This window comes from Micromonospora sp. WMMD1155, from assembly GCF_029581275.1.
Lineage (GTDB): Bacteria > Actinomycetota > Actinomycetes > Mycobacteriales > Micromonosporaceae > Micromonospora.
The window spans coordinates 6,310,328-6,326,760 of sequence record NZ_CP120742.1 but is presented as its reverse complement, the minus strand read 5'-3'; the positions used below and the strand labels follow the sequence as shown (position 1 = coordinate 6,326,760).

The window sequence follows — 16,433 nt, the reverse complement described above, 5'->3', positions numbered from 1 at the left end:
GACATTCGATCACAGCACGGGCAGGGCCGCCCGGTCAGGTGGAACTTCCGCCGTCGGTCCGACGGGCTTCCACCCGCTCGCGTTGTGGCACCACCGTGTACCGGGGGTCGCGGGCCGACGCGACGCCGCCGTAGAAGATGCCGAACCGGGTCGCCAGCGAGGCGGCCAGCAACGCCACACCGGACAACCCGCTGACCACCCGACTACGCCGGCCGAGCAGCGCACCGGCGACGCCTCCCGCGGTGAGCAGCCGACCGGCGCGCAGCAGCCGACCGGGGCGGCCCAGGCGGTAGGGCTCGCTGAGCAGACCGAGACGCGTCTCCACCCGGTGCGCGCCGTACAGCTCCAGGGCCGCTCCGGCCACCGCCATCCGCGCCGCCGGCCCGGTCTGGGCCGGCGGCGCGGCGAGCAGACCCACGGCGGCGCCGCTGGCCAACGCGCTGCCCGCGAAGATGACCGGCAGTTCGGGGTACGCCTCGTGCCACGACGGCACCGCCGTGTCGGCCAGCAACACCCCGGTGTACGTGGCCAGCACGGGCGCGGTGCCCGCGGCGAGCAGCCCAGCGGCGTGCCCGACCGGCGGCAGCGCCTTCGCGGCCAGCCCGAGCAGGCCGTGGCGCGGCAACACACCGGCTGCCTCGGCGACCGCGGCGACACCGGCGGCGGGCCCGTACGCGGTCAGGATCCAGGTGCCCATCGACATCGGCGAGGTCGGCTTGGCCACCCGCAGCATGTGGTGGAACCGGGCCGGTCGGCCCAGGTCCTTGACGAGGAAGACGGCGCTGGCGCTGACGGCGGCCAGCGCGGTGACCCGACCGGCGCGACGCAGCGCCGGCCGCCCGGTGAGCTGCCCACCGGCCGCGAGCAGCGACGAGCCGGCCGCCAGGCCACCGGTGAACAGGTACGCGGCGATGTCCCACTTCCAGACCGGCCCCTTGAGGATCGGACGACCGTAGTACGACGTGAACTCGGCCTCCGGAACCCGTACCTCCTCGCCGCCGCGTCCGCCGCGTCGGCGGCCCGCCCGTCGACCGGGCTGGTCGGTGGAGGTCTCCTGCGGCCGGGCAGCCCGGTGCCGCGTGGCGATCTCCTGCGGCGGGGTGGTCGCGTGCTGCGAGGTCGTCGCGTGCGGACGGTGGTCGTCGGCTCCCGTCGGCGCGCCGTCGGCCCCGATCTCCGGCCGCGCCGAGACGCCCGGTCGGGCGGAAGCCTCGGCGGCCAGCCGGTCGCGGAAGCGGCGGAACAGGTCACCCACCTCGGGGCGCTGCGGACTCACGAGGAACCTCCGACGAACGCGGCGACGGTGGCCGCCGCCATCGCGAGGGCCGCGAGGCCGGCGCGTCTCCACATCTTCGGCAGGTCGCGGGTGGTCACGACCGGGTCGGGTGGCAGCCCGTACACCTCGGGCTCGTCCAACAGCAGGAAGAACGCCCCGTCGCCGCCGACGCCGTCGTCCGGGTCGTGCCCGTACAACCGCGCCTCGGACACCCCCCGCCCCCGCAACGTCGCCACCCGCGCGGCGGCCCGCTCCCGCAGCTCGTCAAGCGGCCCGTACTGGATCGACTCCGTCGGACACGCCTGCGCGCACGCCGGAGTCATCCCCGCACCGAGCCGGTCGTAGCACAACGTGCACTTCCACGCCCGACCATCACCCTTACGCTGATCGATCACCCCGTACGGACACGCCGAGATGCAGTACCCACACCCGTTGCAGATGTCCTCCTGCACCACCACCGTCCCGAACTCCGTCCGGAACAACGACCCCGTCGGACACACGTCCAGACACGCCGCATGAGTGCAGTGCTTGCACACGTCGGACATCATCAACCACCGGAAATCCGTCCGACCCTCGACACCGGTGCCCCGACCCGGCGGCTGCGCACCCGGCATCCCAAGGAACTGCGGTGTTGAGCCCGCGTCCACCGACCGCTGCCCGCCGGCGTTCACCGGCTCGCCGAGCACGTCCGCCGACGGCGGGTGCTGCCCGGCCGGGCGGGGCTGCTCGACGAACGCCACGTGCCGCCAGGAGTTCGCCGTCAACGCGCCGGTGTTGTCGTACGACATGCCGAGCAGGTCCAACCCGCTCTCCGGCACCCCGTTCCACTCCTTACAGGCCACCTCACACGCCTTGCACCCGATGCAGACGCTGGTGTCGGTGAAGAACCCCATCCGCGGCGGCGCATTCACATAGCCCGCGTCCGGGGCCGGGTCCAGCGGACCGTACAGGCTGTTCGGGTCAGGAAGCACCGCGCCGCTCCCCCTCGCTGTCGGTGGTGACCGCCGGAGCATTCTCACCCGGGGTGATCCCGGCACGCCGCTGGTAGTCGGCGACCAGGTCCAGCAACGCCGAGCCGGTCGGCCGTCGGCCGGGCCGCACATCACAGGTGCCGACCTTGCTCTCCTGGATCAGGACGTTCGGATCCAGGCTGATGCCGAACAGGTCGTTGGCCGAGTCACCGGTCACCAGACCCTCGAAACCGAAGTGGTACGGCAACCACACCTGGTGGATGATCCGCCCGTCCACCCGCAACGGGGTGAGCCGATCCGTCACCAGCACCTTCGCCTCGATCACCGCACGACCGCTGACCAGGTGCGCCCAACCCAGATGCGTCAGACCGGCCTCGGCGGCCAGGGCCGGCGACACCTCGACGAACATCTCCGGCTGCAACTCGGCCAGCGGCGACACGGTCCGACTCATCCCACCGGCGGTGTGGTGCTCGGTGAGCCGGCTGACCGTGAACACGTACGGGAACACCTGGGTGTGCTCCTGCGGCGGGCTCGGGTTCACCGAGTTCACCGGGTGCGCGTACATCTTGCGGGTCGGGTTGGCCTGCTGCCGGTAGAGCGGGTTCCGCACCGGCGACTCGACCGGCTCGTAGTGCGTGGGCAGCGGGCCGTCCAGGACACCACTCGGCGCGTACAGCCAACCCTTGCCGTCGCCCTGCATGACGAACGGGTCGTCACCGGCGATGCCCTCCGTCCCGGACGCCCCGGGCGGCGGCCGGTACGACGGCGGTTTGGTCTTCTCGAAGTCCGGCACGTCGTAGCCGGTCCACTCACCCTTGTCGGCGTCCCACCACACGTAGCGTTTGCGCTCACTCCACGGGTTGCCGTCCGGGTCGGCCGACGCGCGGTTGTAGAGGATGCGCCGGTTCGCCGGCCACGCCCAACCCCACTCGGCGGCCACCCAGTCCTGCTCGTGCCGGGACTTACGCCGAGCCGCCTGGTTGACGCCGTCCGCGTACACCCCGCTGTAGATCCAGCAGCCGATCGCCGTGGAACCGTCCGGGCGGGCCTCGGCGAAACCGGACAGTGGGCGGCCGGTCGCCACGTCGTACCCGTTGATCTCGCGCAGCACCGCCTCGGCGCTCGGCTCCGCGTGCGGACCGTGCGTCGGGTAGTCCCAGGTGAGGTCGAGCAGCGCCCGGTCCCGTGGCAGCGGCGAGCCGGACAGCTTCTCCCGCAGCTTGCGACCGAGGTGGTAGAAGAACCACAGCTCGGAGCGGGCGTCGCCCGGCGGCTCGACGGCCTTCTCCCGCCACTGCAACAACCGCTGCGTCTGCGTGAACGTGCCCTCCTTCTCCACGTGCGACGCGGCCGGCAGGAAGAACACCTCGGTACGACACTCCTCCGGCACGAGTTCCCCGGTGGCCACCTCGGGGCCGTTCTGCCAGAACGTGGCGCTCTCGATCATGAACAGGTCCCGGACGACCAACCAGTCCAGATTGGCCATCCCGAGCCGCTGCGCGCGACCGTGCGCCGAACCGACCGCCGGGTTCTGACCGAGCAGGAAGTAGCCCTTGATCTTCCCGTCGATCATGTTGAGCACCTGCTGGTAGGTGCCGTGGTCCCCGGTCAACCGGGGCAGGTAGCCGTAGCAGAAGTCGTTCTCCGGGGTCGCCGCGTCGCCCCAGTACGCCTTCAACAGGCTGGCGGCGAACGACCGCGCGTTGCCCCAGAAACCCTTCTGCCCCGGGTGCCGGATGCTGTCCACCCACTCGTCGAAGGTCGGGTGGTCGGCGTGGTGCGGCATCGGCAGGTAGCCCGGCAGCAGGTTGAACAACGTCGGGATGTCGGTGGAGCCCTGGATGCTGGCGTGCCCGCGCAGGGCCATCACCCCGCCACCCGGGCGGCCCATGTTGCCCAGCAACAGCTGGATGATCGCGCCCGTGCGGATGTACTGCACACCCACACTGTGCTGCGTCCACCCCACCGAATAGATCAGCATGCCGGTGCGGTCCCGACCCGAGTTCGCCGTCCACGCCCGGGCCAACTCCAGGAACTGCTCCTGCGAGATCCCGCAGACCCGCTCCACCATCTCCGGCGTGTAGCGGGCGAAGTGCCGCTTCAGGATCTGGTAGACGCAGCGCGGATGCTGCAACGTCTCGTCCCGCTGGGTCTGCCCGCCGACCTCCGCGCCGTGCGACTCGTGCTCCAGACCGGCGGCGGTGTCCCGCTCCTTCGCAGTGTGTCCACTGCCCGACGAGCCCTCATGCCCCTCGTACTGCCAGCTGTCCTGCACGTACGTGCCGGTCGCCGGGTCGAAGCCGGAGAAGAAGCCGTCACCGTCCTCGGTGTCGCTGAACTGCTCGCTGACGATCGTGGCGGCATTCGTGTACGAGAGCACGTACTCCCGGAAGTCCAACTCGTTCTCCAGGATGTAGCGCACCACCCCACCGAGCAACGCGATGTCGGTGCCCGCCCGGATCGGCAGGTACGCGTCGGCCACCGCACTGGTCCGCGTGAACCGTGGGTCGACGTGGAACACCTTCGCGCCCCGGCGCTTCGCCTCCATCACCCACTGGAAACCCACCGGGTGCGCCTCGGCCATGTTCGAACCCTGGATGACGATGACGTCAGCGTTGGCGATGTCCTGCTGGAAATCCGTCGCACCGCCACGACCGAAACTGGCCCCCAGACCGGGGACGGTGGCGGAGTGTCAAATACGGGCCTGGTTCTCGATCTGGAGCGCCCCCATCGCGGTGAACAACTTCTTGATGAGGTAGTTCTCCTCGTTGTCCAGCGTCGCCCCACCCAGACTGGAGATGCCCAGCGTCCGGTTGAGCGGCCGGCCCTGCGTGTCGACGTCCTCCCAGGTCTGCTCACGGGCCGCGAGCATCCGGTCGGCGATCATGTCGAGCGCGGTGTCGAGCTCCAGATCCTCCCACTGCGTCGAGTACGGACGCCGGTAGCGGACCTTGGTCTGCCGTAGTGGGCTGGTCACCAGACTCTTACTGGCCGAACCCTTCGGGCAGAGCCGACCCCGCGAGATCGGGCTGTCCGGGTCGCCCTCGATCTGACTGACCTGCCCGTCCTTGACGAACACCCGTTGCCCACAACCCACCGCGCAGTACGGGCAGACCGACCGGGCCACACTGTCGGCGTCCTCGGTACGGGCCGTCAACGCGCGAGATCCAGCGGACTTGGCCGCCGCACCCCGACCGAGCGGATCGGTGCCGGTGAGCTGCCGGTAGACCGGCCAACCCTCGATGAAGGTCCGCAGACCCATGCCCCGACACCCCCTCCCACGCGAGCGGCCCCACGAACATAGGCCAGTTGAGACATGTTCGCGAGTCGTGCCCCGCCCTGCACGCGCAGACACCGCCGCCCCCGGCCTCGTCGGCCGGGGGCGGCGCTGGTGTCGGTGTGCAGGTCGCCTCTCGGCGAGTGGCACGACGCGGCTCCGGCCGAACGGTATTCCGCGAGGGCGATATAGGTGAGGCCCGGGGACACTGAGTCACACCGACACCCTCCACAACCAACCCCACCCCGACCTTGTTCCCGGCATCGCCCCCCGCCACGACCCACCGCCGAACCGTCAGGCCAGCCGCCAGGCGGACGGCCCGGGGACGAAGGCCAGGGCCGCGGGCCAGGCCAGGGCCATCGGCCGGAGCGGAGGCAGGGGCTGGGGCCGGGGCCGAGGGCCGAAGGTGGCCCGGGGGCCGAGGGCGGCCCGGGGGCCGAGGGCGGCCCGGGGGCCGAGGGCGGCCCGGGGGCCGAGGGCGGCCCGGGGGCCGAGGGCGGCCCAATTCGGTCCACGAATCGCGAGATCTTGGGCAGTTCCCGTTCCGCGGGCGGAACGGGAACTGCCCAAGATCTCGGTGTGGACGCGCTGCCACCCGTGGTGGCGGTGGTGGATATGCCGCTGGCCGGCACCCCGGGTGGGGTGCCGGCCAGCGGTCGAGCTGTTTCGGTGCGGGGTCAGCTGTTCCAGTGCTGGGCGACCAGGTCGGTGGCCTGCTGCTCCCACTGGGCGTACGCGTCCGGGTAGGCGGAGACCTGCACGGTCTGCGCGGCGTCGGTCAGCGGCATGTCCTGCCACCCGTCAACTTGCTTCAGACCCTTCAGGAACGCCGTCGTGGAGTAGGCGGGGTCGGTGATCTGCTCCGGCGTACCCCAACCCGAGGACGGGCGCTGCTGGAACAGGCCCAGCGAGTCGTGGTCGTTGGCGTCGCCGAGGTGGCCCAGGTTCTCCAACTTCGACTCCTGCAGGCTCGTCGCGATCGAGATCACCGCAGCCCGCTCCGGCAGACCCGCCTTCTTCGTCGCAGCGATGATCGCCTTCACGTTCGCGGTCTGCTCGCCGTTCAGGTCGATGTGCGACTGCTCACCCTGCGGCTTCGGCGCACCCGCCTGCACCGCAACAGCGGTGGCGGGCTTGGCGTCGACGGGGTTGGCGTGGGCGGCGATCGGACCGGCGAACACACCACCGGCGAACGCCAGACCAGCAACGGACAGCACACTCTTACGCATGATCGTGTTCATGGGGGAAGCTCCTTCGGGGGTCAGAACACCCACCCGGGTACGGCGGGTGCGAGCACCTCGTCCGGCGCTGCAACAAACGGGGAAGTCTTGGGGGATCATCGGCGGCCTACGAGCGGGGGCTCGTGGCGCCGGGGTCCGGGTGTAACGACCCGGCGGGCCGGGTCATTCCGGGGTCGGCCGAGTCCGTGAGCACCCGGTGGAACGGGGTGCCGGGTCGGGCCGGGGTCCAGGTGTAACGACCCGGGGTCGGGGGTCATTCCCGGGGGCGGACCATCGAGCCGACCGGCCGTGGTCCTGCCATCGTCAGGGTGTGTAACGACCCCGGCCCGGCCGTCATTCCGACCGACGAGTGCCGCCGACCACACCCACATACCACCCAAACGGAACAAACCGTACCGGACCGACACGGCCCCGGCCCCCACGGCACCCACGCCTGCGGGCAGAACACCCCGCCTCACGCATGATCCACTCGACTTCGCCGAAATCGCGGTATCCGCGCGGGGTTGATACCGCGACTTCACCGAAACCGAGTCGATCAAGTCGCGCGGGTGGGGCCGATGCTGACAAACCGGACTCGCGTGACGGCTGGATGCAGGCCAACGGGCACCGTCAGAACCAAGGGCGCCATCCGGCGGCCCGGCATACGGGTCAGGCATAGACGGGTCAGGCATAGACGGGTCACCTCCCGGCGGCCTGACGAGGACAAACCCGGCGGGCTGCCAAAAGCGGACACCACCCGCGGGCATGAAACCACGCACGCCAGGGGCGCACGTTCAGCGCGGCACGGACAGCCGGCACGGACGGCAACGGACGGCAACGGACGGCAACGGACGGCACGGACGGCACGCGCGACACGGACGGTACGGGCGACGGCACACGGGCAGACGGCACGGGCGACACGGACAGCTGCGGACCCACGGAAAGCACCCCGGGTGACCGCGCCGATCAGGCCTCCACGAGGGCTTCGCCGACCAGCCCTGAGGCGCGTAGGGATCGTCCTGAGCGACACCGGCTGCGGTGGGCGTTACCCTGACACCATGCAGGCCGTCTCCCCCACCGCGACCGGCGTGGCCTTCCTGGCCCGGCCCGGTCGTCCTGCCGTGGTGGCGAGGACGCTCGCCGAGCTCGCCGGTCCCACTCGCGGCGTGGTCGAGTTGCCGGTGCGGTTGATGTGGAACGCCGAGCGCACCTTCGACCTCGCCGACCCTGACCAGCTTCTGTGGATGTACGAGAACGTGCTCCGCGAGACCACCCGCGTCGATGACCTGCGCGTCCTCGTCAACGGGCGCACCCTTCGGCGGGTGTGGCGGCTGCTCAACCTGCCTCGTGGCGTACGCCAGGCGTGGGAGAGCCGCCACCGCGGCCTGCGCGCGGCGTGACCGAACCGCATCTGCACGAGTTCTACCGGGAGGTCGCCCGGGTGGCGCTCACCGCCGCCGGGCCGCACCGGTTCGTGTTGGGGGGCGGGGTGGCCTGGGCGGCGCACGGTCTGGTCGCCCGTCCGACGGAGGACGTCGACCTCTTCGCGGACGTGGAGGGTGCCGCCGCGGCGGCGTCCACGGGTGTACGGGTGGCGCTGGAGCGGGCCGGCTTCCTCGTCAGCGACGCCGACCCCGACGGTGATCTCGCCGAGTTGTTCGACGGGTACGAGCAGGACATGAAGGACTTCGTGGTGAGCCGCGACGGCCGGCAGATCCGGCTCAGCCTCGCCCGGTTGGACCGTCGGCAGAGCCCGGTGGTGATGGACCTCGGCCCGGTGATGGACGTGCGCGACCTGGTGGCCAACAAGATCGCGGCTCTGGTCAACCGGCGGGAGGTCCGCGACTTCGTCGATGTCGCGGCGGCGCTGGAGCACTACGACGTGACCGAACTGTTGGTGCTGGCCCGGCAGGTCGACCCGGCGCTGGATCCGGCGGACGTGCGCGCCGCCGGGCGTTACCTGGATCGGCTGTCCGAGCAGCGCTTCGGTCGTTACGGCCTGGACGCCGCCGCCGTCGCCCAGGTCCGGCGGCGTTTCGCCGCTTGGCCCCGCTGAAACCCCGCCGCACGCTCTGCTGGCCGGACGCCGGACGCCGGACGCCGAAGTACGGGCGGCAACGCTGAACCCCGCCGCACGCCCTCCAAGCCGGACACCGAAGCACGCACGGCAACGCTGAACCCCGCCCCACGCCCTCCAAGCCGGACACCGAAGCACGCACGGCAAGGCTGAACCCCGCCGCACGCCCTCCACGCCGGACACCGAAACGCGCACGGCAACGCCGGACGCCGACACACCTACCGCAACGCCGCACGACGCCGGTCACCGACGCCCACGCACACCGATACGGGCCGCGCGAGGCGGGCGCCCGAGCAGCGCCCGCCCCACCTCGCGGGATCACTTCGTCGGCCGACCGCCCGTGACGCCCAGGATCTCGCCGGTGACGTAGCTGGACTCCTGCGAGGCGAAGAAGACGTACGCCGGAGCAAGCTCCGCCGGCTGCCCGGGACGCCCCTCCGGGGTGTCGGTGCCGAACTGCTTCACCTTCTCCTGCGGCATGGTGGCCGGGATCAGCGGCGTCCAGACCGGGCCGGGCGCGACCGCGTTGACCCGGATGCCCTGGTCGGCGAGGTCGGCGGCGAGCGCCTTGGTGAAGTTGGCGATGCCCGCCTTGGTGGTCGCGTAGTCCAGCAGCTGCGGCGACGGGTCGAACGCCTGGATCGACGCCGTGTTGATGATCGCCGCCCCCTCGGGCAGGTGGGGGATCGCCGCCTTGCAGAGCCAGAACATGGCGTAGAGGTTGGTCTTGAGCACCCGGTCGAACTGCTCGGTGCTGATCCCGAGGATCCCCTTGTCCTGCGACATCTGGTAGGCGGCGTTGTTGACCAGGATGTCGATGCCGCCCAGGTCGCGTACCGTCCGATCGACCAACTCCTGGCAGTGCGACTCGTCGGTGATGTCACCGCGCACTGCGACGCCCCGCCGACCGGCCTCCTCGACCAGGCGAATGGTCTCCCGGGCGTCGGCGTCCTCCTCCTCGCCCAGGTAGGAGATCAGCACATCGGCGCCCTCCCGCGCGAACGCGATCGCGACCGCCCGGCCGATCCCCGAGTCACCGCCCGTGATCAGCGCCCGCTTGCCGTCGAGTTTGCCGCTGCCACGGTACGACTCCTCCCCGTGGTCCGGCTTCGGGCTCATGTCCGCGGTCGAACCGGGTGCCGACTGCTGCTGCGCGGGTTGACCCGACTGCCCGCCGTACTGGCTGGTCGGGTCCTGCTGGGTGTGCTGGTCCTCAGTCACCGGTTTCTCCGAAGTCTCCTCGCGCCGCGCGGGAGGCGACGGCTCTCCCGCGAATCCCGTCCCCGACCGCCCTACCCCACGCTGACCGGCGGAAACCGCAGCAACAGTCGGGGCTGACGTGGCAGGAGTGACAGCCGGTGGTTATGGTGCGCGAGGCGCCCACGAAGCGCGTCCACCCCCATGGAAAGGCACGTCATGACCTCTCCCTCCGGCCCGTCGCGTCGTCAGGTGCTCGTCGCCGCCGCGGCGGCGGCGTCCGCCCCGCTGATCGCCGCCGCGCCCGCGCAGGCGGCCGGCGCGGCCCGGTCACGCACCTGGGACCTCACCCTCCTGGGCACGTCGGACACGCACGGCAACGTCTACAACTGGGACTACTACCGCGACGCCGAGTACGACGACAGCAAGCACAACGACATCGGCGTCGCGAAGCTGGCGACTCTGATCAACCAGATCCGTCGGGAGCGGCGCGGCAAGGCGACGCTGGTGCTCGACGCCGGAGACACCATCCAGGGCACGCCCCTGGCCACGTACTACGCCAAGCAGGAACCGATCACCGCCACCGGGGAGAAGCACCCGATGGCCCGGGCCATGAACGTCATCGACTACGACGCGGTGACGCTGGGCAACCACGAGTTCAACTACGGGCTGCCGCTGCTCGACCTGTGGATCCGCCAGCTCGGCTTCCCGGCGCTCGCCGCGAACGCCGTCAACGCGAGGACCGGCAAGCCGGCCTTCCTGCCGTACGTCATCAAGAAGGTCTCCCTCGGTTTCGCCGCGCCCACCCTGCGCGTCGGCATCCTCGGTCTGACCAACCCCGGTGTGGCCATCTGGGACAAGGGCAACGTCGAGGGCAGGCTGCGCTTCGACGACATGGTCGCGACCGCGGCGAAGTGGGTACCGATCATGCGGGCCCGCGGCGCGGACCTGGTGCTGATCTCCGCGCACGGCGGGGACAGCGGCACCTCCAGCTACGGCCCGGAGCTGCCGAACGAGAACCCGGTGGCGTTGATCGCCCAGCAGGTGCCGGGGATCGACGCGATCCTCTTCGGGCACGCGCACAACGAGGTGGTCGAGCGGTTCGTCACCAACGAGCGGACCGGCGCCCAGGTGCTGCTCTCCGAGCCGTCGAAGTGGGGCCAGCGGCTCACCCGGATGGACTTCACCCTCACCCGCGAACACGGCCGGTGGGTGATCACCAAGAAGGCCGCCACCATGTTGAACACCAACACGGTGGTCGAGGACCCGAAGGTACTCGCGGCCGTGCGGGCCCAACACCAGAAGACCGTGGCGTACGTCAACCAGGTCGTCGCCCGCTCCACTGTGGAGTTGTCGGCGGCCGAGTCGCGGTACAAGGACACCCCGATCCTGGACTTCATCAACCACGTGCAGACCGAGGTGGTCGGCGCGGCTCTGGTCGGCACGGCGTACGCCGACCTGCCGGTGCTGTCGATCGCGGCGCCGTTCAGCCGTACCGCCGTCTTCCCCGCCGGCGACGTCAAGATCCGCGACGTGGCCGGCCTGTACGTGTACGACAACACCCTCGAAGCCGTCGTGCTCAGCGGCGCGGAGGTGCGCGCGTACCTGGAGTACTCGGCGAAGTACTTCCGCACCCTCGCGCCGGGCGCCCCGGTCGACACGGAGCAGCTCAGCGACCCGGCGGTACCGGACTACAACTACGACGTCTTCTCCGGCGTCGACTACGACATCGACATCTCCAAGCCGGTCGGGCAGCGGATCACCCGCCTGGTGCTGCCCGGCACCGACACGCCGGTGGCCGACGACGCACAGTTCGTGGTGGCGGTGAACAACTACCGGCGCAGCGGCGGCGGCAACTTCCCCGGCATCGTGAAGACGCAGGTCTACAACGCGCAGCAGGAGATCCGCCAACTGCTCATCGACTGGGCGCAGGCCAAGGGGACGATCGACCCGGCCGACTTCTTCCAGCCGAACTGGCGGCTCGTACGCGAGGGCGTGCCGGTCTTCTGATCGCACAGCGCAGACGGGCCGTGGGTGGCGACACCCACGGCCCGTCTGCTGTCGTCAGCCCTGCACGTTCCAGCGGACCGGGTCCTCGGCCTTCTCCGGCCGGTCCCGCCCGGGGTCGGTCTCGGTCAGGGCGACCCGTTCGTCGGGCCGGACGGCGGGCGGCAGCTCGCCGAACCGGATGTGGCGGAGGAACGCGTACTCGTCATCGGTGAACGGCTGCTCGGCCATCGGCACCTCCCTGCATCCCTCGCCATTGTCCAACGAGCCGGCTGTGCAGAATCAGCAGCCGCTCACACCGTGTAGGGCGTCCTAGGATCCTGGGAGAACGGCGGTGGGCTGGCGTGGCGTGGGTAGTCGGTCCAGCACCGCGAGGGCGGCCCGGATGGACCGGCGTCGCAGCATCTCGTCGAAGCTCGCCCGCCCCTGACAGAACTGCACGAACATCCGCCAGCCCGGCGGCGTCGCCAACAGGGCGTGGAACACGTCCGGGCGCCGGGTGAACACGTCCAGCAGACGGAAGCCCGCCCGCATCTCCGGCACCAACCGCGCGGCGACAGCCCGCTCGTACCCGGTCAGGTCACCGTCGGCGACCGCCGCACCGGCCAACGCACCGGACCGCAGCGCGAAGCTGATGCCCTCCCGGCTCCACGGCTCCAACAACCCCGCCGCATCCCCCACGACCAGCACCCGGCCAGTGCGCAACGGCGAATCCTCCGCACGGCACCGGGTCAGGTGACCGGAGTCGTGCTCCGCCGGCAGCCCGGTCAACCCCAACCGGTCGACGAACCGCCGCAGGTACTCGCGGGTCCCCTCCCCCGCTCCCCGACCGGCGATCACACCGACGGTCAGGCGGTCACCCTTCGGGAAGACCCAGGCGTACGAGCCCGGCATGTCGCCCCAGTCCAGCAGCAACCGCCCCCGCCACCGTTCCCGCTCCGCCTCGGGTATCGGGATCTCCAACTCCAGCCCCAGGTCCACCTGCCGGTATCGGACCCCCACGTGCCGGGCGGTCACCCCCGACGAACCGTCGGCGCCGATCACCGTGCGGGCCGCGATCGTCGTACCGTCGGCCAGCCGCAGGCGTACCCCCTCGGGGTCCTGCTCGATCGCGCGGACCGCGACCCGCTCCCGCATCTGCGCGCCGGCGGCGACCGCCGCCGCGCGCAGCCGGTCGTCGAACTCCTCGCGGCGCACCATCGTCACGACCGGACCGTCGTTGCGGCGGGTGAACTCCCGGCGACCCTCGCGGGTGAACGTGACACTGTCCACCCGGTCGTGCGCGGGCACCTCGATCCGATCCTCGACGGCCGCGAGGGAGGTGCCGATCAGACCACCACCGCAGGTCTTGTACCGCGGGTGTACGGCCCGCTCGACGACGAGTGTGGAGACACCGGCGCGGGCAGCGGCGTGTGCCGCGGAGAGCCCGGCGGGGCCGGCGCCGACGACGACGAGGTCCCAGACGATCACGACAGCAGCCTAGGCCACGGACCGACCCGGACAGCCGGACCCGCCGACCGCCCGATCGGGTGTGCATCTTCGGTCACCGAGGGGGTAACCGGCGCACGGCAGCCGCCGCGCGACGGCGGACGAACCGAGGAGGAACCATGCAGCAGGTGCAACTGTCGGAGGCCGAGCAACGGGTGTACCAGGCGGTCACCACCCTGGAGGCACGCGGGCAGGTGCCGTACCCGGATTTGATCGCCGAGGAGTCCGGGTTCACCGAGGAGCAGGTAACCAGTCCCCTGCACCTGCTCACCGAGAAGGGCCTGCTGCACCGCGAGGACTCACCGATGGCGGGCCTCGACTTCGGCCCCCGGTTCTGCGCCCGCCAGATGGCGTGACCGGCGGGACCTCCCGAGACGATTCGCCCCCCGCTGACCCGGGTAGCGGCCAGGAATGCGCGATCAACGGTCACCGGGGGGCACGATGAGCACGGCGCAGCCGGTGACGGCGGCCGAGAACCGGCGACGCTGGCAGGCCGTCGGCGTCGGGCTGGTGGCCGCGTTCATGACGCTGCTCGACGTGAGCATCGTCAACGTCGCGGTGCCGTCCATCGACCGGGCGCTGCACGCCGCCCCGAGCGACCTGCAGTGGGTCCTCTCCGGGTACGCGCTCACCTTCGGCCTGGCGCTGGTCCCCGCCGGCCGCTTCGGCGACGCCCGAGGCCGGCGCAACGCGTTCGTCTTCGGCATCGCCCTGTTCACGATCACCAGCGCACTCGCCGGCCTCGCCACCTCCCCGACCTGGCTGGTCGTCACCCGACTCCTTCAGGGCGCCGCCGCCGGCATCGTCAACCCGCAGGTCATCGGGCTCATCCAGCAACTGTTCCGCGGCCCGGAACGGGCCCGGCCCTTCGGGCTGCTCGGCGCCACCATCGGCATCAGCACCGCGGTCGGGCCGTTGCTCGGCGGACTGCTCATCGCGGTCGGCGGCGAGGAACACGGATGGCGGTGGGTCTTCTTCGTCAACGTGCCGGTCGGCATCCTTGCGGTGATCCTCGGCTGGCGTCTGCTGCCCGGCCGCCCCGCCGGTCAACCCGGCTGGCGTCAACTCGACCCCGTCGGTGTCCTGCTGCTCGGGGTGGGCGTGGTCCTGGTCCTGCTCCCACTCGTGCAGGAACAGCAGTGGGAGACCCCGTGGAAGTGGGCGCTCATCCCGATCGGCCTGGCGGTGCTGGTCGTCTTCGGGCTGTGGGAGCGGCGGTACGAACACCACCACCAGCCCCTGTTCGACCTTCGGCTGTTCCGCCTCCAGTCGTACACACTGGGCTCACTGCTGGCGCTGGTCTACTTCGGCGGCTTCACCGCCATCTTCTTCATCTTCACGCTGTTCCTGCAGATGGGTCTCGGCTACAGCGCGCTCGTCGCCGGCCTGGCCATCACCCCGTTCGCGCTGGGCTCGGCGGCCGCCGCCGTCCTCGGTGGCCGCATCGTCAACCGCCTCGGCCGACCGTTGGTCGCCATCGGTCTGCTCACCGTCGTGGTCGGGCTGGCCGCGACCGTGATCGCGCTGCGCCTCGCGCCGGACGCCCCGGCACCCTGGGTCGCCGCCGGCCCACTGCTCGTCGCCGGCATCGGCAGCGGGCTGGTGATCGCCCCCAACCAGACGATCACCCTCTCCGAAGTGCCGGTGGCCCAGGCCGGCAGCGGCGCGGGCATGCTCCAGACCGGCCAGCGGATCGGTGCCGCCGCCGGCATCGCCGCCGTCGGCTCGATGTTCTTCTCGTCGCTGGCCGACACCCGTGGCGACTGGACCACCGCCTTCGAGCGGTCCCTCATCCTGGCCACCGGCATCATCGGACTGGCGCTGATCTGCGCGCTGGTCGACATCGTCCGCAACCGCTGATTCGGGTACGCCGCTGGCCGGCACCCCGTTGTGGGGGTGCCGGCCAGCGGTCGAGCTCTTTCGGTGCGGGGTCAGCTGTTCCAGTGCTGGGCGACCAGGTCGGTGGCCTGCTGCTCCCACTGGGCGTACGCGTCCGGGTACGCCGACACCTGCACGGTCTGCGCGGCGTCGGTCAGCGGCATGTCCTGCCACCCGTCAACCTGCTTCAGACCCTTCGAGAACGACCGCCCAGCCGGGCGTGATCCACTCGACTTCGGCGATATCGGGGTGTCCGTACCGGGTTGATACCGCGACTTCCCGGAAATCGTGTCGATCAAGACGTGTCGGTGCGGAGCGCGCGCCCCGCACAGAGCTGACGCCCGCCGGAACACTCCGACGGGCGTCAGCTTCAGTGCGATCCGGGCGATGCCCGGCGGTCGGATCAGTGCGCGGCACCACCGAAGCGCTGGCGGCGACGCCAGGCCAGGGTCAGCAGCAACATGATCGCTCCGGCGCCGACCAGGCCACCGCCGACCTTCATCGGCGTACCGAGGCTGTCACCCGTGACGGGCAGCGGCTGCTTCTTGTGCAGCACCCGCAGCTCGGTGGAGGCGGTACGTCCCGACTCCCGGCCGGTCGCGGTGAAGGTCAGCAGACCCGTCACCGACGGCTTGTAGTACTTGGTGAAGCGCCCCTGGGCGTTGGTGGTCGCCGTGAAGTTCAGGGGTGCGCTCGCCTGGTAGGCCACCGGAGCCATGGCCACGGTGCTGCCGTCGCTGCGGCGAGCCGGAGCCTGACCGCCGGCCGGAGCGGCCAGCGGGGTGACCGTCACCGCGATGTCGACGATCTCGTTCGGGCCGAAGTTGGTGCCGGTCAACAGCACCGTCTCGCCGAGGAAGATCGTCGGCCGGTTGACGGTAAGCGCCGGGGGTTGCGGCGCGTACGGCGGCGGTTGCGGCGGGTCAGTGGTCGCGCTGGGCGCCGGCTGCGGCTGTGCCGCCCCCGCTGCCGTCGGCACGGCCACCACGGCCAGGCCGACCGTGAGCGCCATGATGATGCGGGATAGCCGCATGATTGGTTC

General features: G+C 71.0%; 13 protein-coding genes. 5 read left to right on the top strand and 8 right to left on the bottom strand.

Features of this window, described 5'->3' with window-relative positions:
• Positions 1 to 34 precede the first annotated feature (34 nt).
• From nrfD to O7617_RS28790, 4 genes are all read right to left on the bottom strand, one after another.
• On the bottom strand, positions 35 to 1,276 hold the full coding sequence (gene nrfD, locus O7617_RS28805) for an NrfD/PsrC family molybdoenzyme membrane anchor subunit (RefSeq protein WP_282259426.1): 1,242 nt from the start codon (positions 1,274 to 1,276) through the stop codon (positions 35 to 37).
• Positions 1,273 to 2,289: a 4Fe-4S dicluster domain-containing protein gene (locus O7617_RS28800; RefSeq protein WP_282264894.1), complete on the bottom strand. Its 1,017-nt coding sequence runs from the start codon at positions 2,287 to 2,289 to the stop codon at positions 1,273 to 1,275. Before O7617_RS28800 ends, nrfD begins: the two co-directional genes overlap by 4 nt.
• The gene (gene fdh, locus O7617_RS28795; RefSeq protein ID WP_282259424.1) at positions 2,237 to 5,509 is read right to left on the bottom strand and encodes a formate dehydrogenase; all 3,273 of its coding nucleotides are present in this window, start codon (positions 5,507 to 5,509) and stop codon (positions 2,237 to 2,239) included. Before fdh ends, O7617_RS28800 begins: the two co-directional genes overlap by 53 nt.
• Before the next feature lie 692 nt (positions 5,510 to 6,201).
• Positions 6,202 to 6,765 (bottom strand): hypothetical protein, encoded by a 564-nt coding sequence (locus O7617_RS28790; RefSeq protein ID WP_282259423.1) that lies wholly within the window; start codon positions 6,763 to 6,765, stop codon positions 6,202 to 6,204.
• 1,037 nt (positions 6,766 to 7,802) lie between these two features.
• Here O7617_RS28790 and O7617_RS28785 point away from each other — a divergent pair.
• Both O7617_RS28785 and O7617_RS28780 read left to right on the top strand, forming a co-directional pair.
• The gene (locus tag O7617_RS28785) at positions 7,803 to 8,144 is read left to right on the top strand and encodes a hypothetical protein (RefSeq protein ID WP_282259422.1); all 342 of its coding nucleotides are present in this window, start codon (positions 7,803 to 7,805) and stop codon (positions 8,142 to 8,144) included.
• On the top strand, positions 8,141 to 8,800 hold the full coding sequence (locus O7617_RS28780) for a nucleotidyl transferase AbiEii/AbiGii toxin family protein (RefSeq protein ID WP_282259421.1): 660 nt from the start codon (positions 8,141 to 8,143) through the stop codon (positions 8,798 to 8,800). The genes O7617_RS28785 and O7617_RS28780 overlap by 4 nt, the downstream gene beginning before the upstream one ends.
• Before the next feature lie 339 nt (positions 8,801 to 9,139).
• On the opposite strand, the gene O7617_RS28775 is transcribed toward O7617_RS28780, so the two are convergent.
• Positions 9,140 to 10,042, bottom strand: coding sequence for an SDR family oxidoreductase (locus tag O7617_RS28775; RefSeq protein WP_282259420.1), 903 nt, complete (start codon positions 10,040 to 10,042; stop codon positions 9,140 to 9,142).
• Positions 10,043 to 10,237: 195 nt separating this feature from the next.
• Between O7617_RS28775 and O7617_RS28770 the strand changes: the two genes are divergently transcribed.
• Positions 10,238 to 12,028 (top strand): 5'-nucleotidase C-terminal domain-containing protein, encoded by a 1,791-nt coding sequence (locus tag O7617_RS28770; RefSeq protein WP_282259419.1) that lies wholly within the window; start codon positions 10,238 to 10,240, stop codon positions 12,026 to 12,028.
• Between the two features lie 54 nt (positions 12,029 to 12,082).
• Here O7617_RS28770 and O7617_RS28765 read toward each other — a convergent pair whose 3' ends face one another.
• The gene (locus O7617_RS28765) at positions 12,083 to 12,256 is read right to left on the bottom strand and encodes a hypothetical protein (RefSeq protein ID WP_167524833.1); all 174 of its coding nucleotides are present in this window, start codon (positions 12,254 to 12,256) and stop codon (positions 12,083 to 12,085) included.
• Positions 12,257 to 12,337: 81 nt separating this feature from the next.
• Positions 12,338 to 13,495, bottom strand: a complete 1,158-nt coding sequence (locus O7617_RS28760; protein ID WP_282259416.1) for a geranylgeranyl reductase family protein — start codon at positions 13,493 to 13,495, stop codon at positions 12,338 to 12,340.
• A gap of 137 nt (positions 13,496 to 13,632) precedes the next feature.
• On the opposite strand from O7617_RS28760, the gene O7617_RS28755 reads away from it, so the two are divergent.
• Together O7617_RS28755 and O7617_RS28750 are read left to right on the top strand one after the other, a co-directional pair.
• A complete protein-coding gene (locus O7617_RS28755) occupies positions 13,633 to 13,869 on the top strand; it encodes a hypothetical protein (protein ID WP_282259414.1) in 237 nt (78 codons plus the stop codon).
• A gap of 55 nt (positions 13,870 to 13,924) precedes the next feature.
• Entirely contained in the window at positions 13,925 to 15,373 is a 1,449-nt protein-coding gene (locus O7617_RS28750) for an MFS transporter (RefSeq protein ID WP_282259412.1), read from the top strand.
• A 421-nt stretch (positions 15,374 to 15,794) separates the two neighbouring features.
• On the opposite strand, the gene O7617_RS28745 is transcribed toward O7617_RS28750, so the two are convergent.
• Positions 15,795 to 16,424, bottom strand: a complete 630-nt coding sequence (locus tag O7617_RS28745) for a hypothetical protein (protein WP_282259410.1) — start codon at positions 16,422 to 16,424, stop codon at positions 15,795 to 15,797.
• Between the last annotated feature and the right edge of the window lie 9 nt (positions 16,425 to 16,433).